At 58.3% G+C, this 18144-nt stretch carries 16 protein-coding genes and 1 pseudogene; 12 read left to right on the top strand and 5 right to left on the bottom strand.

The annotated features are described in order from the left end of the window. The first annotated feature begins 356 nt into the window (after positions 1 to 356). Positions 357 to 1928 (top strand): putative bifunctional diguanylate cyclase/phosphodiesterase, encoded by a 1572-nt coding sequence (locus tag EFB14_RS15665; protein WP_126826748.1) that lies wholly within the window; start codon positions 357 to 359, stop codon positions 1926 to 1928. Between the two features lie 70 nt (positions 1929 to 1998). Here the strand turns inward: EFB14_RS15665 and EFB14_RS15670 are convergent, their stop codons facing one another. Further along, on the bottom strand, positions 1999 to 3600 hold the full coding sequence (locus EFB14_RS15670) for an inorganic phosphate transporter (protein WP_126826751.1): 1602 nt from the start codon (positions 3598 to 3600) through the stop codon (positions 1999 to 2001). Positions 3601 to 3884: 284 nt separating this feature from the next. Between EFB14_RS15670 and EFB14_RS15675 the strand changes: the two genes are divergently transcribed. Together EFB14_RS15675 and EFB14_RS33900 are read left to right on the top strand one after the other, a co-directional pair. Continuing rightward, complete coding sequence (locus EFB14_RS15675) at positions 3885 to 5063, top strand: acetate/propionate family kinase (protein ID WP_126826754.1); 1179 nt, start codon at positions 3885 to 3887, stop codon at positions 5061 to 5063. 8 nt (positions 5064 to 5071) lie between these two features. Beyond that, a pseudogene (locus EFB14_RS33900) lies at positions 5072 to 5182 on the top strand (phosphoketolase family protein); the annotation flags it as partial. 77 nt (positions 5183 to 5259) lie between these two features. Here the strand turns inward: EFB14_RS33900 and EFB14_RS33435 are convergent. Further along, the gene (locus tag EFB14_RS33435) at positions 5260 to 5583 is read right to left on the bottom strand and encodes a hypothetical protein (RefSeq protein ID WP_126826758.1); all 324 of its coding nucleotides are present in this window, start codon (positions 5581 to 5583) and stop codon (positions 5260 to 5262) included. Positions 5584 to 5735: 152 nt separating this feature from the next. Here EFB14_RS33435 and EFB14_RS15690 point away from each other — a divergent pair, with 152 nt between their 5' ends. Beyond that, on the top strand, positions 5736 to 6011 hold the full coding sequence (locus EFB14_RS15690; protein WP_245438252.1) for a hypothetical protein: 276 nt from the start codon (positions 5736 to 5738) through the stop codon (positions 6009 to 6011). A gap of 36 nt (positions 6012 to 6047) precedes the next feature. Here the strand turns inward: EFB14_RS15690 and EFB14_RS15695 are convergent, their stop codons facing one another. Further along, positions 6048 to 6938, bottom strand: coding sequence for a helix-turn-helix domain-containing protein (locus EFB14_RS15695; protein WP_126826761.1), 891 nt, complete (start codon positions 6936 to 6938; stop codon positions 6048 to 6050). A gap of 118 nt (positions 6939 to 7056) precedes the next feature. Here EFB14_RS15695 and pobA point away from each other — a divergent pair, with 118 nt between their 5' ends. The 5 genes from pobA to EFB14_RS32920 all read left to right on the top strand — a co-directional run bounded on the left by pobA (position 7057) and on the right by EFB14_RS32920 (position 11034). Beyond that, positions 7057 to 8229, top strand: a complete 1173-nt coding sequence (gene pobA / locus EFB14_RS15700; protein WP_126826764.1) for a 4-hydroxybenzoate 3-monooxygenase — start codon at positions 7057 to 7059, stop codon at positions 8227 to 8229. 120 nt (positions 8230 to 8349) lie between these two features. Next, on the top strand, positions 8350 to 9183 hold the full coding sequence (locus tag EFB14_RS15705; RefSeq protein WP_126826767.1) for a VCBS domain-containing protein: 834 nt from the start codon (positions 8350 to 8352) through the stop codon (positions 9181 to 9183). Between the two features lie 206 nt (positions 9184 to 9389). Further along, positions 9390 to 10379 carry a potassium channel beta subunit family protein gene (locus tag EFB14_RS15710; protein ID WP_126826770.1) on the top strand — a complete coding sequence of 330 codons (990 nt, stop codon included), beginning with the start codon at positions 9390 to 9392 and terminating at the stop codon, positions 10377 to 10379. A gap of 121 nt (positions 10380 to 10500) precedes the next feature. Then, positions 10501 to 10866, top strand: coding sequence for a DUF982 domain-containing protein (locus tag EFB14_RS15715; protein WP_126826773.1), 366 nt, complete (start codon positions 10501 to 10503; stop codon positions 10864 to 10866). A 30-nt stretch (positions 10867 to 10896) separates the two neighbouring features. Next, positions 10897 to 11034 (top strand): hypothetical protein, encoded by a 138-nt coding sequence (locus tag EFB14_RS32920; RefSeq protein WP_164737537.1) that lies wholly within the window; start codon positions 10897 to 10899, stop codon positions 11032 to 11034. 66 nt (positions 11035 to 11100) lie between these two features. On the opposite strand, the gene EFB14_RS15720 is transcribed toward EFB14_RS32920, so the two are convergent. Then, entirely contained in the window at positions 11101 to 11376 is a 276-nt protein-coding gene (locus EFB14_RS15720) for a hypothetical protein (protein ID WP_125847171.1), read from the bottom strand. A gap of 627 nt (positions 11377 to 12003) precedes the next feature. Here EFB14_RS15720 and EFB14_RS15730 point away from each other — a divergent pair. The 3 genes from EFB14_RS15730 (at position 12004) to EFB14_RS15740 (ending at position 17105) form a co-directional block, all read left to right on the top strand. Then, positions 12004 to 13503, top strand: coding sequence for an integrase arm-type DNA-binding domain-containing protein (locus tag EFB14_RS15730; RefSeq protein ID WP_126826776.1), 1500 nt, complete (start codon positions 12004 to 12006; stop codon positions 13501 to 13503). Between the two features lie 210 nt (positions 13504 to 13713). Then, complete coding sequence (locus EFB14_RS15735) at positions 13714 to 15804, top strand: ATP-binding protein (RefSeq protein ID WP_210302840.1); 2091 nt, start codon at positions 13714 to 13716, stop codon at positions 15802 to 15804. Continuing rightward, a complete protein-coding gene (locus EFB14_RS15740) occupies positions 15804 to 17105 on the top strand; it encodes a hypothetical protein (protein ID WP_126826783.1) in 1302 nt (433 codons plus the stop codon). Before EFB14_RS15735 ends, EFB14_RS15740 begins: the two co-directional genes overlap by 1 nt. A gap of 69 nt (positions 17106 to 17174) precedes the next feature. On the opposite strand, the gene EFB14_RS15745 is transcribed toward EFB14_RS15740, so the two are convergent. After that, the gene (locus EFB14_RS15745) at positions 17175 to 18107 is read right to left on the bottom strand and encodes an HNH endonuclease (protein WP_164737538.1); all 933 of its coding nucleotides are present in this window, start codon (positions 18105 to 18107) and stop codon (positions 17175 to 17177) included. Positions 18108 to 18144 lie beyond the last annotated feature (37 nt).

The following is an 18144-nucleotide window of genomic DNA, read 5'->3' on the forward strand; positions in this document are numbered from 1 at the left end:
TACGCGGCGCCTGCGTTTTATGCGTGTCGCCACGGTTACGGTTCTGGTCGGTCTCATCGTCAGCGTACCGCTGCTGATTGTCACCGCCTGAAATACGAGAAAAGGCGAGCGATGCGATTGCACGCTCGCCTTCGTTCTTCCCAAGCTCGTAGACAAAATAGATCGCAATCGGCCTTTCGCTCCATCATCCGTCCTCACCGTTTCGCTATTGCCCGTAGAGCGAGCATCCGGCGCCCTGCCGTCAAGCCTTTCGAGGTGCGGCAACACGCCGCCGCTCCGATAATTCGCCTCCTGGTTTCAACGAACATTTCAGACTTTCATGATTACGTCGGCGCGGGCGGAGATGGAGAAGGCCAATGCCGGTGTTTTTCCAAAGCAGAGCCGGAAGGCAATGCGTGTCGATTGTGGCGTTCGGAGTAACCCTCTGGCTGCTCGGCACGCTGTTGCAATTCGACGACAGCATGATCTCCTTCATGATCGGTTTCAGCGAATACGGCGCCGACAAACTCATCCTGGCGCTGGGCATCGCCGGCGCCATGAGCTTCGTCTACTCGGTGCTGCGCATCGCCGATCTGCGCAAGGAAATGGAACTGCGCGCGACCGCCCAGACAAAGGCCGACTGGACCGCCACCCACGATCACCTGACCAAGCTGCCGAACCGCTATGCCTTTGAGCGCAGGATCCTCTCACGGCCGATCAAGGACGACGAGACCGGGATCGAGGGGTCGGAAGGCAACGTCACCATCTTCTCCGTCGACCTCGACGGCTTCAAGAAGGTCAACGATCTCGTCGGCCACAAGGGTGGCGATGTGCTGTTGATCGAGGTTGCCAAACGCATCTGCGCGCTCGGCAATGCCGATTGCGTCTATCGCTTCGGCGGCGATGAATTCATCATCGTCGCCTTCGCCCTGACGGAACAATGCGAGGAGCGTTTTGCGAGACTGCTGATCCAGGCCGTCACCCGGCCCATCCACATCGACGGCTTTGCCGTCGAGGTCGGTGCCAGCGTCGGCTACGCCCGCTGGGCCGAGGGGGCCGAGCCGCTGGAAGATGCCGCTCATCGCGCCGACCTTGCCATGTACGAGGCGAAATCGCGTGGACCCAACCACCATCTTGTCTTCAAAATGTCGATGCAGGACAAGGTGACGGAACGCGCTGCGCTGGAAACCAGGCTTCGCGCCGCAATCGCCAAAAAGGCGATCAAACCTTTCTATCAGCCGCTGATCGATCTCAAGACCGGCCAGCTCTGCGGCTTCGAGGCATTGGCGCGCTGGATCGATGACGACGGCATCAACATCCCGCCGCCCCTCTTCATCGATATCGCCGAGGAAACCGGCATGATCACCGCTCTGTTCGAGGATCTTCTCGCGCAGGCCTGCGGCGACGCACTCACCTGGCCGGAGCATGTGACCTTGTCCTTCAACGTCTCGCCGGTGCAGATGGAAGATAGGCTCCTGACGTCCCGCATCCTCAAGATTCTCTTGGCAAGCCGGCTGCCGCCGCAGCGCCTGGAGATCGAGATCACAGAAAATGCGCTGATCCAGGATCCCGCCGCCGCCGCCGTCGCTCTCGACGAACTGCACGCAGCCGGCATCCAGATCGCCCTTGACGATTTCGGCACGGGCTATTCGAGCCTTGCCCAGCTCGCCCGCTATCGTTTCGACAAGATCAAGATCGACAAGAGCTTCATCGCCACCTATCGCGACGACGAACGGCAGGAAAAGATCGTCCGCGCCATGCTCGGTCTCGGCAGGAGCCTCAACATCAAAACAACAGCGGAAGGCGTCGAAGAGCACGGCCAGCTCGCCTTCCTGCTGCAACTCGGCTGCGACATCGGCCAGGGTTATCTTTTCGGCAAGGCGATGCCCGCCGCCGAGGCGGGCATCTTCATCAGCAATCGCAATTCCAGTCTGGCCTCTACGGCCTGACGGAATGCTGGCTTTTTGTTTTATGCATGTCGTTGTCCCAGAACCGCTGCACACTTCTGGGCGATATGCATTAGAACACCTGGCGCAGGATCACGAAGAGCACGAAGGCGATCGCGATCGAGGCCGGCAGCGTCAGCACCCAGGCCATCAGCATGTTGCGCACAGTCGACCATTGCAGGCCGGAACCGTTCGCCGCCATCGTGCCGGCAACGCCTGACGACAGCACATGCGTGGTCGAGACCGGCAGGCCGAGATGGTCGGCTGAAGCGATGGTGATCATCGCCACGACTTCTGCTGCCGCGCCCTGCCCGTAGGTCAGATGCGTCTTGCCGATCTTTTCGCCGACAGTGACGACGATGCGTTTCCAGCCCACCATCGTACCGAGACCGAGCGCGATCGCGACCGCCACCTTCACCCAGAGCGGGATGAACTTCGTCGCGTTGTCGACTGCCTTGTGGTAGTTCGTCACCGCGCTGAGGTCGTCGGCGTCCATCGACAGCAGCTTCTTCTTGTCGATCAGCTTCAGCGCCTCGCCGATGAGGTAGATGTCGTTGCGGACGTTGCCGACGAGGTGGGTTGGCACCGCTTCGAGCGTCGGGAATGCGGCGACTTCTGCGCTCGTCTGGTGGATATATTGCTGCAGGGCCGGTGTCGTCGCATCCGTCCAGGTCTTGTTCTTGACGGCGTTGCTGACTTCGGCCTTGTAGTCCGTGACGGTCACGCCGGGCTTCACATATTTGCCGAGCGCGGTTTCCACCTGAGCCGATGCTGACTTGTAGGCTTCGAGATAATTGACGTCAGGCGTGCGGTTCAACGCGAAAGCGGTCGGCACGAGACCGATCAGGATGAGCATGATGAGGCCCATGCCCTTCTGACCGTCGTTGGAACCGTGGGCGAAGCTGACGCCGGTGCAGGTGAAGATCAGGATCGCGCGGATCCAGAGCGGCGGCGGCTGGTTGCCCTTCGGTTCGGCATAGAGCTCCTTGTTGCGCACCAGGACCTTCATAACAAGCAGAAGCACGGCGGAAAGACCGAAACCGATCAGCGGCGAGATCAAAAGCGACAGGCCGATATTGGTCGCCTGCGACCAGTCGACGCCGCTCGTTGCGGTGCCTGCCGGCGCCAGGAACTGGTTGGCGAGGCCGACGCCGATGATCGATCCCACAAGCGTATGCGAGCTCGACGACGGCAGGCCGAGATACCAGGTGCCGAGGTTCCAGACGATCGCGGCGATCAGCAGCGCGAAGACCATGGCAAGGCCGGAGCCGGAACCGACCTGCAGGATCAGTTCCACCGGCAGCAGCGCCAGAATGCCGAAGGCGACGGCGCCGCTCGAGGTCAGCACGCCGAGGAAGTTGAAGAAACCCGACCAGATGACGGCGAATTCCGCCGGCATGGAGCGGGTATAGATCACGGTGGCGACGGCATTGGCCGTATCGTGGAAACCGTTGACGAACTCAAAGCCGAGCGCGATCAGCAACGCAAGGCCGAGCAGAATCCAGGGAACGGCAACTGCGGTTGTCAGGTCGCGGGTGAGTGCATAGGCGACGTATCCGAGGCCGCAGACCAGAACGAGTGCGAATACCGGCAGGAACCATTTGCCGGCCGAATTCGAACTGTGCAGCGGGTGGGAAGTGTCGCTATGAACCTGGCTGGGGGCAATATCGGCCATGGCATAGTTCCTTATTCCGTTTGTAATTTTGCCTTTTGTTAATAATTCCGCAGCGTGAAGCTCTCATGACGCCCAGCCTGCCCCACCCCTTAAGGCACTGACATCAGGCAATATTAGCCGTCACATCCCGTCCGGCGCAGGGATGAGAAATACCCTGGCCGCAAATCCCTGCCGACCGGATGACAGGCTGCACAGCGACAAAAATATGCGATCGGCCAACAAATGCCTTTCCGTCCGAAGCCCCGGCGCTAAGTTCGGCCATCGTGACGCGGAGTCTTCGAAACATGCCATCGACCGACCTCCTCCTGACCTTCAATGCCGGCTCCTCAACCATCAAGATCGGCATCTTCGCAAGAGATGGCGCCGAGGCCCGGCGCATCGGCAAGGGCGTGATCGATTTTCGCGCCGAACCGCTTTCGCTCAGCCTGATCAAGGGATCGCAGACATTCGAGATGCCGCTGAAGGCCAAATTGACGGAAGACCTGCAGGATGTCATCGACGAGACTTTCGTGCGGCTTGGGGATCATTTCGATATCGCCGCCACGCGTGTCGCCGGCCACCGTGTCGTCCATGGCGGCGACCGTTTTATCGGACCGACCGCCCTCGACGCCGCCACCATCGATGCCCTCGATGCGCTGACCCCGCTTGCGCCCCTGCACCAGCCTCAGGCGCTGCGCTTCATCCGCGCGCTCCGGCATCTGAAGCCGCATCTTGCTCAGACCGCCTCCTTCGATACGGCCTTCCATGCCACGCAGGACGATCTCGTTCGCCGCTTTGCCATTCCCCGCGCGCTGCATGACGAGGGCGTCAAGCGTTATGGCTTCCACGGGCTTTCCTACAAATTCATCGCCGGCGAACTCCGCCGCAGGGCGCCGAGCGCGGCAAAGGCGGTGGTCGCCCATCTCGGCAGCGGCGCCAGCCTATGCGCGCTGGATCAAGGCGTCAGCCGCGACTGCAGCATGGGTTTTTCGACGCTCGACGGCATTCCGATGGCGACGCGCCCCGGATGGCTTGATCCCGGCGTGATCCTGCATCTGGCAGGCGAAAAGAAGCAGTCCTTCAGGGAGATTGAGGATCTGCTCTATCACCGCTCCGGCCTGCTCGGCGTCTCAGGCATCAGCGCCGATACGCGCGAGCTGTTGAAGGACGGCCGGCCGGAGGCGCGCCAAGCGATCGACCTTTTGACACTGCGCATCGCCGGTGAAATCGGCCGTATGACAGCAACGCTCGGCGGCCTCGACGCTGTCATTTTCACCGCCGGCATCGGCGAGCATCAGCCGGAAATCCGTGCCGGCGTGGCGAAACGGCTGTCCTGGCTCGGCCTTGCGATCGATGAAAAGGCCAATGCCGCCAATGATTTCACGATTAGCACTGGGGAAAGCCGTATCGCGACCCATGTCATCGCGACTAATGAGGAACAGGTCATCGCCGACGAAGCGCTGTCTATTCTTCGCGGCGACTGATCCAGATCCATTGGGGAACGACACCAGGCCTGAACTTCATTTATGCGCATCTGAACCGCCTCATCCGAGCCCGCGACCTCGATATCATCTACATGTGCGGAACTGGACGTGGCAGGCCTCATGAAGCAAAGACCATGCAAAATCGCGAGGAAACGGTCCGCGCGATTTTTGTGTCGGCTGGGCGGCAGGGTTGCCGCTACTGCCCGCCGCCGGCACCCGGCGTCTCGACGGCTTTCGGCGGAATCGTCGATCCGGAAGGTACGGCCGTGGTCGGAGCAACGGGCGTCGTCGATGCGGTCGGGGTGGGATCGGTCGTCGTCTGCCTCGGCCACATGGCGACGCCAGCGCTTGCGATGAGAACGATGACGATGCCGGCACCGATCACATTCCATGCCGAGGAGACCTTCCGCTCGCCGACGATGATCTCTTCATCCTCGTCATCATCAGGCGTGTTCTCCAGCGGCAGGCCGGTCCTTTCATCCACGGGCAGATTGTTGTGGTCATCAAGATATCGGCTCATGTGATGCCCTCCCATCCGTGCGGTGCGAACGTAGCACCTGGCAAAATGTTCCATTGGCCGGGCATCGAATGGAATGGGCGCAAAGATCCATGTCTTCATCGATTTCCGCGCGGAGATTATCCGCCGAAGCCATCGGCAAGCAAAGTCTAAAGTTGGTGAAAACCATCGGCGCGCCGTTCCCGGAAGGGCGTATCGTCGGCTATGCATCTCGGACAACTTCAAGGTCCAACCGAGGAAACGACATGAAGGGCTTCGCTGCCACGCTCACCGCCGCCCGGCTGGAAAAGGCGCTCGCCATCTACATGACGCCCGAGGCCCGGCAGGATGGCGCAGCCGATACCGTCGAGTCAGCAAAACAACGCGACGAATACGAAACCCGGGCTGGCAAACGCAGCCGCAACACGGAAGACGGCGTCGAGGCCTGGTAGGCCGATCGCCACAAGGCGACGGCCCGTGAAGAAAACCTACGCGTCTTCAAGCCGGACCTTCTCCTTCATGCGCCAGACCCGCGGCGTTTCTCCGGTATATTTGAGGAAGAAGCGCGAGAAATAGGCGGGATCGGCAAAACCGAGCCGAAATCCGATTTCCTGAACGCTGGCGAGCGTAAAAACGAGCTGACGTTTCGCCTCTTCGATGAGTTTGCCCGCGATCATTTCATGGGGAGTATTGCCGGTCATCGACCGGACGATCCGGGTGAGATGTGTCGGCGAAACCCCGATTTCCCTCGCATAAAAGGAAGCGGGCTTGTGCGATCGAAAATGCTGCTGGATCAATTCGTTTAGCATTTCCATTCGCTGCGCGTTCTCGTTTGACGGAAGCTCCTGCGCGTTCCCTTCCCGGGAAATCCTTGCCGTCAGCCGCAGCGCCAGGGAGACATAGGCGGCCAGCACTTCATTGCGGCCGCTGCGGCGGTTTTCGAATTCATCGCCCAACCGTCTCAACGTCTGCATCACATGAGCAGCCTCGGCATTATCAGCATCGAGCGGCGTCAGATGCGGCGTCGCCAGCCATTCGCCGAGATGGCTTCGCTCGCCCGGCCGATGGCTGAGGTGGGACTTCATGATGGTGATGACGAAGCCGTCGATATCGCGTGAAAAGCGAAAGCCGTGATTGAGCCCGGGGGGAACGGTGATGATCGCCGGCGGATGGATGGCATGGCTCTTCTCGCCGAAAATCGCATCCCCCGAACCGGCCTCGATGTACAATATCTGAAAGAAGCTCTCGTGGCGGTGCAGGCGAATTTCCCACTGATGCAGGCTGCTGCGGGAGCGAATTGTTTCGCAATGCAACCAAAAATCCGGCTCTCGCCCGGTATTTTCGCCATAGAGCTCATAGGTCGGTACATGTCTGCTCATTGGGCTCCTCCCGCACCAATGTTCGATTAGTGCAATTTTTAGGCTGGAATGTCCATTGTTGCGGCAGGGGCGACGCGGCAGAATCTGGCAAAACGCAAGAATGCAGGGAGGGAAGCATTTGCGAACCCAGGTCGCCATCATCGGTTCGGGGCCATCCGGCCTACTGCTCGGCCAGCTTCTGACCGAAGCCGGCATCGACAATGTCATCCTCGACCGCGTGAACAAGGACTATATCCTCGGGCGGGTCCGCGCCGGTGTCCTGGAAGAAGGCACCGTCGGTCTGCTGGATCAGGCCAAGGCAGGAGCACGCCTGCATGCCGAAGGCCTTCCGCATGACGGCTTCTCACTCGCCTTCGACGGACGCGACCACCGCATTGACTTGCACGAATTGACCGGCGGCAGGCGCGTCACCGTCTACGGACAAACGGAGGTGACGCGCGATCTGATGGAGCGGCGCGAAATGAGCGGCGCCCTGTCAATCTACGACGCCGCCGATGTCACACCGCATGATTTCGACGGTCGCTCTCCCTTCGTCACCTACGCAAAGGGCGGCATTGTCAATCGCATCGATTGCGACTTCATCGCCGGCTGCGACGGCTTTCACGGAGCAAGCCGCAAGGCCATCCCCGAGCGGGCAATCAGGATTTTCGAGAAGGTCTATCCTTTCGGCTGGCTGGGCTTGCTGGCCGACGTGGCGCCTGTCAGCCATGAACTGATCTACGCCAACCACCCGAGGGGCTTTGCGCTCTGTTCGATGCGCTCGGTCACGCGCAGCCGGTACTACATCCAGTGCCCGCTCGATGAAAAGGTCGAGGACTGGAGCGATGACCGCTTCTGGGACGAGTTGAGACGGCGCCTGCCGGCACATCACGCAGAGGCGTTAACGACCGCGCCGTCCTTCGAGAAATCGATCGCCCCGCTTCGCTCCTTCGTCGCCGAACCGATGCGCTTCGGCCGGCTTTTCCTTGTCGGCGATGCCGCCCATATCGTGCCGCCCACCGGCGCCAAGGGGCTGAACCTCGCAGCCAGCGACGTCCACTACCTCTTCTCCGGGCTCCTCGAACATTACCAGGAACGCTCGAATGGCGGCATCGACGCCTATTCGCAAAGGGCGCTCGCCCGCGTGTGGAAAGCCGTACGGTTCTCCTGGTGGATGACGACGATGATGCACCGTTTTCCCGATACCGGTGATTTCGATCAGAAGATCCAGGAAGCGGAGCTCGACTACCTCACACATTCCCGTGCAGCCTCGACGGCGCTCGCGGAAAACTACGTCGGATTGCCGTTCTGAGACGGAGATCGTTCCGCGACGCACAATCATAAGCGCACGGTGATGGATTACGCGCCCTCATTTTCGTTGCCAGATACCCGATAGGGTTGCATACTCGGGCAAAGCAAACGGGGGATGGAAATGGCAAACCACAAGCCGGTCGCAGGTGACGTATACCAGCCTATTTTCAACATCGACAACCCGATCGACGGCAACATTCTGGACAACACCAGTGACAGGGATACCGATGGAGATCGGGTGCGTCTCAACTTCGTCAATGGACAGCGAATTCCGCAGCCGGCCGATCCGGACGGGCCTGCCACGACCACGACAATCGAAGGAAAATACGGCACGCTGACCGTCTATTCCAACGGCAACTACACCTATGAGCTCGATCACACCAACCCGGTCGTAGCAGCGCTCGGCCCGGGAGATCAGCTCACCGACCAATTCAATTTCAAGATCTCGGACGGCAGAGGCGCGACCGATTTCGGCTTGCTCAATATCGCCGTCGACCTGCCGGAGCGTGGCGACGTCTTCGTCAATTTCGAGGATGTCGGCAAGCACGACTTCCCCACCGGCTACAAGGGCTTCGATTGGGGCGCCTGGCGAGACGGCGACGACGCGACCGTGCAGAAAGAGGCTGACGGCAACCACTTTCTGTCGGGCGGCGTATTCTGGACACCCATCTATTCAGCTGATGGCGGCCCATTCCAGGTGAAACAATTCGAGGTTGCCAACGGCACAGCCGACTATGACAACGTCCTGACGATCGAAGGCCGGCTGAACGACAATATCGTATTCTCGACCACGGTGACCGTAACCGCTGACAGCATCGACCATCCCCAGTTGATCGATCTCAGCGCCTACGGCCCGATCGACTATCTTCTGCTCGATAGCGAACCGATCATCACCGAAACCAGCGGCCCCGATTATTTCGGTGCGCAATACGACAATTTTCATTTCCTCGTTTGATCGGCGAATGAGAGGCGGCAATCCCTCCGGAACATCGGAGGGATGAGGCCGGTGCCTCGGTCGCTCCCTCCGTTCAATCATGATTTCGAAAACACGCAGCTGTCGTATCGCGGTGCCTGCTCAACGGCCTGCACTGCGAGAAGGCAATTGTGTTTGCTTCTGCTATGCGTCTATGTTGCCGCATCTTTGTCTCGGAGGACCGTGCCATGGAATATCGTCGTCTTGGAAAATCCGGCCTGCAGGTCAGTGAATTTTCGTTCGGATCATGGGTTACGTTCGGCAGGCAGGTCGATGGCAGCGATGCCGTCAGTCTGATGACGCGCGCCTATGACAGCGGCATCAATTTCTTCGACAATGCCGAAGGCTACGAAAGCGGAAAATCCGAGATCGTCATGGGGCAAGCTCTCAAGACCTTGGGCTGGAGCCGGGATAGCTTCATTGTATCGAGCAAAGTGTTCTGGGGCGGCAGCAAGCCGACGCAGCGCGGACTGTCGCGCAAGCACGTCACCGACGCCGCGCATGCGGCGCTCAAGCGCCTGCAGGTGGACTATCTCGATCTCTATTTCTGCCACCGTCCCGATATCGATACGCCGATCGAGGAAACGGTTCGTGCCATGCACGACCTCGTCGCCCAGGGTAAAGTCCTCTACTGGGGCACGTCGGAATGGTCAGCCCAGCAATTGACCGAAGCCTATGCGGTGGCGCGCGATCTGCGTATCACGCCTCCGACGATGGAGCAGCCGCAGTACAATGTTTTCGAACGCCAGAAGGTCGAAGCCGACTATCTGCCGCTCTACGATCTGATCGGGCTCGGCACCACGATCTGGTCGCCGCTTGCATCAGGCGTCCTGACCGGCAAGTACAATAACGGCGTACCCGACGACAGCCGCATGAACCTGCCGGGTTATGAATGGCTGAAGGAGAAATGGACCAGCGACGCTGGCCGCGCGCAGCTTGCCCAAGTCGCAAAGCTGGCAGATCTCGCCGGACAGATCGGCATTTCGATCACCCACCTCGCCCTGCTCTGGTGCCTCTCCAACCGCAATGTCTCGACAGTGATCCTTGGAGCCTCGCGGATGAGCCAGCTGGAGGACAATCTTGCTGCGCTTGCCCACAAGGACAAGCTTACCCCCGATGTGCTGGACCGCATCGACGCCATCGTCGGAAACAAGCCGGCCGCTCCACGACGGTTTTGACGAGGACAAGGCGGCGGTCGGAAGCCGTTCTCGAAGATTCCTTCGAAAGCAAATGGTCACTTCGGAACGAATCGCCTCGACATTTGTTGAGTCGCGGATTTGTGATTCGTGAGGTGCTGAAATGTCCGATTTGACTGACCCGTCACCCGTCCCGATCAAAATGATATCCGCTCAAATCCATGGTGTCGGCAGCTATCGAAGCGCCCGCACCGTCGCTGATCTGGCCGGAATGCTGATATGCGATGACTGGCCCAAGAAAGCCGGGGATCCGATATTCCAGCGAGCGTTGGTTGCGTGCCTGACCGCTCTCACAGATCAGTCAGGCGGTGCTCGAGCCCGCAAGGCTTTCATCGCCGCCGCGAGAGCCGCCGGCATTACCCTGCTTCCGGATGATGCATTGGACCTGATCGGCAGCCCTATACCCAAGGCGCCGCGCGGCAAGGGCCGGACCGGCAACCGGCCGCCAGATCTTCACCATCGGCAATAACGACCGGCGTTTGCGGCGCGAGGCGAGCCCATGAAAATGCTGATGGCAATCATCATCGGAGCGATGATAGCGTCGATCCTCGGCATCCTCGTGATCAAGCCATTCGATCGAGGCAGCGGGAAGAGCGAAACACCGCCGCCAGTTATACAGCAGCCAGAGCCGAAGTGACGACGTCTAAAGCGGAAATAAATGAAAAGGACGCGGATCTGACCGGTCGCGAATGAACAAAATGCCTTACGGCTTAACTGTGGGCCTCGTCGCAAGGCCGAACGACCGCAGATACCGCCACATTCTGTCACCAAATGTCGGCGACATGCCCATGACTTCGCGGCCTGCTGCTGTCAACTCGAAATACAGGCCGACGCTACCAAGTTGCCGCTTTATGAGGCCGCTCTCCTCCCCCCGCGAGATTCCGGGAAATTCTTCGTCGGGATCGCAGTTTTCGAATACAAAAACGGAGCCCTCCTCCTTGATCAGGGAGAGAACGCGGCGGAGCTGTGGGTCTATCATGAGTGATCTCAGGGCGAGGAGCTTGTTCGAAACTACTTACCTGAGATTTTCAACCATGCCTAGAGGATACCATCCACAGTCGTGAGGTTAGACGTTGCCCCAACGTGGCTTGGGGTCGCCCGCCTCGATGAGGCCCGAGCCGTGCACTTGACGACGATCGGCGCCGCACCCGCGGCGAAGGCTTCCGCCCCGAGCAGGCGCAGGATAAGCGGCATTCTCGGCCCGGCGTTGGACGCTGACATGAAGGTCGGATCGCTCTCAAGATAGAAAAGCTTGGCGACACCATTGGACTTGCTAGGTCCGTTCCGCCAGCTCGTCACAGCGGTAGTTGTCTATCCTACTGAAATCGGTGAGGTTTATGAGATCGGGATAAAAGGCTACCTGTCTAGCCTGATCGACACCGAATTGTCGGTGATAAGATGGTAGCGGAGGAGGGATTTGAACCCCCGACACAAGGATTATGATTCCTCTTCCCAATTTTATCGAGTCCTTTACCCTACCATGAGAAGAACGAGTAAATTGTTGACATAAAACGGCTTTCGCTTCAAGCAAGGATTCATCGATGTCCTTGCAAGGATTGAATCCTTGGATTGAAATCGGTACCCAGACGGTACAAGGATTCGTGAAATGGTCATTCGGAGCGTACTGACAAACTACCATCTGGCGGACGCAATCCGCCTCGCGGAAGCCGGGAAGACAAAGTATCAGGAGTGGTCGGACGTACGCGAACCAGGACTCAAGCTCCGGGTTAGGAACTTCAACGCAACGTGGTGTCTGAAATTTCGTGACAACACCGCGACGCTCGGCTCGGCTTCTCGCTGGACCGTAGTGCAGGCGCGCGCAATGGCTTCCCATGTTCGCGGCATGCTCAAGTCTGGCCTTGACCCGAACCCTTGGATAGATGCGCGCCTCGCCGGAGCATCCGCAGACGAGGCCGTCGGTGTCGTCTTGAGGCGCGAGGGCAAGGAACGGAATGAATGGACGCTTGCCGAACTGATGCAACGATATCGCGACGATCACGTTAAGGTCGGGCGCGTCGTCCGCGGCCAGCGTCGCCCTCCATCAGCAAACACGCTGAACGATGTCGAGGTTCTAATGCGTCAACAGCCATACCTCGCAATCGCGGGCAGACTACTCCGTGAGCTGGACGAGCGCACGCTTGAGACCTACCGCAACGACCTCGCCAACCTTCATGGTGGCTCTGCAAGCCGGAAGGGATTGGCGTATATCAAAGCGGCGCTGACGTGGGCCCGGAAGCATCACCCGGCGGCGGCGGGTCTTGTCGGCATAAGCGGATGGTGGCGTGACGTGGCGGCGCTTCATGTCGAGGAAGTCAAAACTCGAGCACCAACGCTGGACGATCTCGGCATGACGATCGCGTTGGCCGAGGCTACACGACGATTACCTGGAAGATCGATCAATGCGAAGATAAACGGGGGGACACTCGCCGCCCTCTGGCTTCTGGCCTTCACCGGCCATCGTCGCGAAGCCGCTGTCTCGGTAGCTCGTGGCGAACTGATCGAAGATATCCGGTCAGGAAACGGTTGGGGAATTTTGTATCGCCCTCCACACGTCATGAAGGGCCGTCGAGAGCATGTCCTGCCAATCCCACCTTCTGCGATGTCGATCCTTCGTCCGACCATCGAAGAAAAGACAAACTCGAACTGGCTCTTCCCGGCCGCACGGCGTTCGAGGGATGGGAGCAAAGGGCACCTGCATGGTTCGGCAATCAACAAATTACTTTTCCGGCTACGCGGCCTTGACGAAAAGGGCCGTGAAACAGGCGTTCCGGACCTACTTACCCTTGCAGGCGTCACTGTTCCGGACTGGTCTCCCCACGATGTTCGTCGGACATTGGCGACACTCGTGGAGGACTGGACGACGCGAGGCGATGCCGTCTCCGCAGTAATTGATCATGAAGGCCAAGGCGCGGACCGGGCAACGCAAGAGACGGCAGCGCGAGGTGCCGCGGCGATCACCAGGACTGCCTATAGCCAGTCGCAGCGCCTTCTCCTGAAGAGGATCGCGATGGAACCATGGTGTGATGCCGTCGTGGCCGCCGTCGAAGCGGCACGGCCGCTGGCGGCGCAGATCGCGGCGCGCCTGTCGAAGACGAGAGCCTCCTGAAAATCGTTTTGGATTCGGAAGAGCTGATTGCTACCTCTCACGGTAGCTCGGTTCGAAATCGAAACCTTTACTTTCAGAACCGTTGTCTCTCGAATTTTTACAACTTTCTGCTAGGACGTTAGTGCGCGTGTTGGAGAAGGAAGCGAAGTGCCAAGCCCAGACAATACCATCTCGCTACCATTTCGACCGCGTGCTCGGATCCTTCAACTCTTGGGAGATGAGCTGATTGGATCACCGCGCCTCGCGGTCTTTGAGTTGGTGAAGAACGCATATGATGCGGATGCGTCGGAGGTAAAAGTCAGCCTTCTGGATGTCCATTCCGAGAACCCTAAGATCCGCGTGAAAGACGATGGAACGGGGATGAGTCTGGAGACCATCAGGGATATCTGGCTAGTTCCTGCACACGACCATCGCGGCCTGCAACGCAAAGCTCGGCAGCGCACCGCAAAGGCCCGTTTGCCACTAGGCGAAAAGGGACTCGGCCGCTTTGCCGTGCACAAACTTGGCGACCGGATACGCATGGTCACTCGCGCATCCGGCAAGCGGGAATGCTTCGTCGAGATTGACTGGCGCGATATGGCCGGGAAGGCGTTTCTATCGGATGCAAATGTTAAGGTCATCGAGAGAGATCCCAAGATCTTCAAGGATGATGCGACGGGAACTGTCATCCTCATCGAAGATTTGAAAGAGAAGAACTGGACAAGGGGTGAAGTTCGACGCCTGCTGAGGCAGATAACCTCAATCACGTCACCATTCTCCAATGTCTCGGATCAGTTCGATGCCACGCTGTCGGTTCCAGATGAGCCAGACTGGTTGCGGGATGTGCCGGATATGGGCGCTCTCCTGGAGCGCGCGCCCTGGCATTTCACCTTCAATCTGGACGAAGGGATTTATGACTGGAATTACGAATTTCGCGGAGTTCCAGGGTTGAAAGTCGAGAAGAGGACAGCTGAGTCGGCAGGACTCCCTCTTGAAGTTGTGGAAAGTGCTGTTTTTGATGACTTCGGCACGCCCATATCGTCGGGACGACGAAAGAAGAAAACTGCCGATGCTACCACGACCGCGGGCATAGGACCGATCCGCGGCGAGTTCTTTGTTTTTGACAGGGACCGTGAAGTTATCGGTCGGTTGGGCGACAATAAACTCATCCAAAGCATTTTGGATGAGCAGGGCGGTGTTAGAGTCTATCGCGATGGCATCAGGGTATACAACTACGGCGAACCTGGCGATGACTGGCTCGGTCTCGATCTCCGCCGCGTCAATGCCCCTACGCGTAACATCAGCAGAAATATCATCCTCGGTTACATCGAATTGAACCTCGAAACCAGCCAAGCATTGATCGAGAAGACCAATCGCGAAGGGTTTGTTGAAAGCGTGGCATACTCCCGATTGAGAGATGTCGTCCTCGGGGCAATGGCAACCTTTGAAATTGAACGCAAGCTCGACAAGGATCGCATAAGAGCCTTGACCCAAGCGAAGAGTGATCCGGATGTGGATCGGCTGCAGAAGCCGATGGCTGAACTCCGGGCTGGCCTCAAGCGGCATCGCCTGGAGAACGAATTTGCGCCCCTGCTCGACAAGATCGAACGGGACTACAACGAGATGCGCGAGAGCATGCTCCGGGCCGGGATTTCGGGAACAAGCCTTGCTCTGGTGTTCCATGAAGTCGAGCGTGGTGTAAGGGTGTTGCACAACGCTCTTCGAGAGGGCTCGAATCCACAACAGCTTGAGATCCAGGCACGGGAACTTGTTCGAGTATTGGACGGCTTCTCTGAGCTTCTGCGGAAAGGCGCCAAGGCGCGGAACAGCCTCAAGCATCTCCTTCGGGAAGCCCGGAACATCAACCGGGTGAGATTTCGCCTTCACAATGTTCGGCTGGTTTGCCCTGCTCTCGAAGATGATGCGCCCGACACGGAGGCAGTGTTTTCATTTGGCCTCATGCTTGGGGCTATGAATAATCTGATCGATAACGCATTACATTGGGTGCAGATGCGCTGGGCCGAGGATATCTCGGCAAAGCCATCGCCTCGCGCCATTTATCTGAATATTGTCGACGACCTTGGCAGCGGCCCGGCCATTGTCATGGCCGACACGGGACCGGGTTTCCAGGATCTTCCAGAGGATCTCGTGCGTCCGTTCTTTACGCGAAGGGCCGAAGGAATGGGCCTTGGTCTATATTATACAAACCTGGTGATGCAACTTAACGATGGTGAACTGATATTTCCGAATCGCGTCGATGCAGATATACCAGATGAGTTCGACGGTGCTGTTTTGGGATTGCAGTTCAAGGGCATTGAATAGTGTTTACGCCAGCTCGCTTTATTGTTGTCGATAATGAAATCAGTCATCTCAATGCCATCGGTTCTGTGTTTCAGGCGCTGGGGATCCCCTCCGTTGGTTTGCACTACAACGGATCCCAATTTCAGAAGGCTCACTTCGGTGGTGTCCGCGTCCTTTTCATGGATCTGCATCTGAATAGTGGAGTCCTCGGAACGGACGAAAAACCGCATTACGCAACGATCGCGTCCATCCTGGAGGCGAACATTGGTGAGGACGGTGGACCGTATGTCCTCGTGTTGTGGACACAACATCCTCAAAAGGCCGAGGAACTCGCGAAGTATCTGGAGGACGCCATCGAGGAACCACATGCGCGCCCTCTCGCCGTCATACCTTTCGATAAGAAGGAATACATCGCCCTCGACACCGGAGCCCTCAAAGACCCCGAAAACATGAGGGAGGCTCTGAAGGCGCAGGTTACAAAAAACGCTCAGATCCACGCGCTGCTTTCCTGGGAAGCAGAAGTTCATCAAGCCGCCGCCTCGACCTTGGCATCTCTCTTGAAACTCATTCCGGTAGAGAAGAGAACAAGCAAGGATTTTTCGGGGGAGCTGGATATTTCACTTAGTCGTCTAGCTACTGAGGCGGTCGGAAAAAAGCACGTGGAGGCAGATATTCGCGGTGCGATCAATTCGGTATTCGCACCGCTCCTCGTAGACAGGCTCCACGCGATGTCTGGTTCGGATACCCAAGACATCTGGAAACAGGCCGTGACACAATACAAGAAGAAGTTGCCCGCGCTGACGCCCGAAGCAGCAGGTGCGCTGAACCAGATGCTGCATGTTGAAGTGGGATCTGGACCGCCAGATGCCTGGGGCGCGGTCCTTACCCTTCCCGACGACTGGAAGGAAGGAAGGTCAAAGGAGATGTTCGGCGCATCGATCGCTGAGATCATCGAAAAAGAGTTCAAGATCGAGCCTGCCAATATCCAGAACTGTGTTCCTGTATTGGTGCGGGTCGGAGCCGTATGTGATTACGCACAGAAAAAGCGTGGGCCGATCCCCTTCATACTAGGTATCGAAACGCCTCTCGGTTTCGAACAGAAGGATCTTCCCGCAGCCATCTGGACGAGCCCGACGCTTGCCGTCGGAGATCGCACGTTTGAACTGCAGACGAGTGATAGATATCTGACATCCATGCCGGAAGAGGCATTGAAGGACATTTCGGTCAGGTATCGAATGAGAGAGCTGATCCTGATGGAACTGATCACTCACGTCAGCAACTACATGGCGCGTCCAGGGAAAATTTCACTTCGCGCTGGCTGAGCACAATTTGTCGACGGCGACCTCCTTGGCCAGAGACAGTTCAGAACCGCCCACTTTAGCTCCCGGCGACTAGCTATTCACAACGTTCCCAAGATGCCAAGCGAGCGCCTCCGCGTCCGGGCGAAGCGCCGGGTTATTGGGCTCCCTTAATTTCTGACCATCGAATGCCACAAGGTGAGCATTCCGAACGTCCGCCGCTGCCGACGGATGAACAGTTATCTTCCTATCGGGTAGAACGCCAAAAAGTCCTTGGTCAAATGCCCAATGATGCGACCTGCATAAAGCCAATCCGTTCCGAGCATCATCCGCGCCTTTGACCCCTCGCGGGACAATATGGGCTGCTTCTGCTTCCCATACTTTCTCCCCCGCATGTCCAGTACCGCACACCGCACACCGGAAGTCATAGATGGGCAACACCCGCTTGGAGAATGCCTTCGACCGCGCAATTCGCATGACCCGCGTTTCAGTCAAGGCGGCATCGTTGTCAAAAAGCTCCAGGGGCGACAGTTCTCGCGTTTCCTGATCCTGCTCGGAATTGAGAATCTCTGTCTCTTTGACGGGGGTATCGCGTGCATCTACAGCTCCCCATCGCCGTGCACCGGCAGCGGCAAGCATAGCGGCATAACCTGGAGTGCCAGCTCTATGCAGGGTCAATCGATAGAAAAGGGGATCAGTAAGGCTGCGCTCGATCACGAGAAAGTCGTCCCTAGCCGCGATTCCCCTTATAGGCCCAAGGTTGTCGGTCAGTCTGGGCTCCAAGCGCGTGCCGCCCCAAGATTGGTATTGATAACGGGTATTGACCAGTCCAACTTGGCTGGTCCCATCAAACAGGACAGCGTTCAGCCTGATGCTCGGCGCTGGGTTGACTGCCGAGGGAGTAGCAAGTGTGGGAAAGAATGGATCAAGTGATATCGGAATCACGACACCTGCTTGCTTTCCTCTGGCCGCACCAGTGTCGTTCTTGGCCAATCTCTTGAATAAAGGCCTGTCAAAATCATGCACGCGATCGTCCCCCGCAGAATCATCTACACTCGTTATG

The organism is Rhizobium fabae, assembly GCF_003985135.1.
Lineage (GTDB): Bacteria > Pseudomonadota > Alphaproteobacteria > Rhizobiales > Rhizobiaceae > Rhizobium > Rhizobium pisi.

Coding starts and splice junctions, on each gene's coding strand:
- EFB14_RS15665 (WP_126826748.1), top strand. CDS start 357: ATGCCGGTGTTTTTCCAAAGCAGAGCCGGAAGGCAATGCGTGTCGATT.
- EFB14_RS15670 (WP_126826751.1), bottom strand. CDS start 3,600: ATGGCCGATATTGCCCCCAGCCAGGTTCATAGCGACACTTCCCACCCG.
- EFB14_RS15675 (WP_126826754.1), top strand. CDS start 3,885: ATGCCATCGACCGACCTCCTCCTGACCTTCAATGCCGGCTCCTCAACC.
- EFB14_RS33435 (WP_126826758.1), bottom strand. CDS start 5,583: ATGAGCCGATATCTTGATGACCACAACAATCTGCCCGTGGATGAAAGG.
- EFB14_RS15695 (WP_126826761.1), bottom strand. CDS start 6,938: ATGAGCAGACATGTACCGACCTATGAGCTCTATGGCGAAAATACCGGG.
- EFB14_RS15705 (WP_126826767.1), top strand. CDS start 8,350: ATGGCAAACCACAAGCCGGTCGCAGGTGACGTATACCAGCCTATTTTC.
- EFB14_RS15710 (WP_126826770.1), top strand. CDS start 9,390: ATGGAATATCGTCGTCTTGGAAAATCCGGCCTGCAGGTCAGTGAATTT.
- EFB14_RS15715 (WP_126826773.1), top strand. CDS start 10,501: ATGTCCGATTTGACTGACCCGTCACCCGTCCCGATCAAAATGATATCC.
- EFB14_RS32920 (WP_164737537.1), top strand. CDS start 10,897: ATGAAAATGCTGATGGCAATCATCATCGGAGCGATGATAGCGTCGATC.
- EFB14_RS15720 (WP_125847171.1), bottom strand. CDS start 11,376: ATGATAGACCCACAGCTCCGCCGCGTTCTCTCCCTGATCAAGGAGGAG.
- EFB14_RS15730 (WP_126826776.1), top strand. CDS start 12,004: ATGGTCATTCGGAGCGTACTGACAAACTACCATCTGGCGGACGCAATC.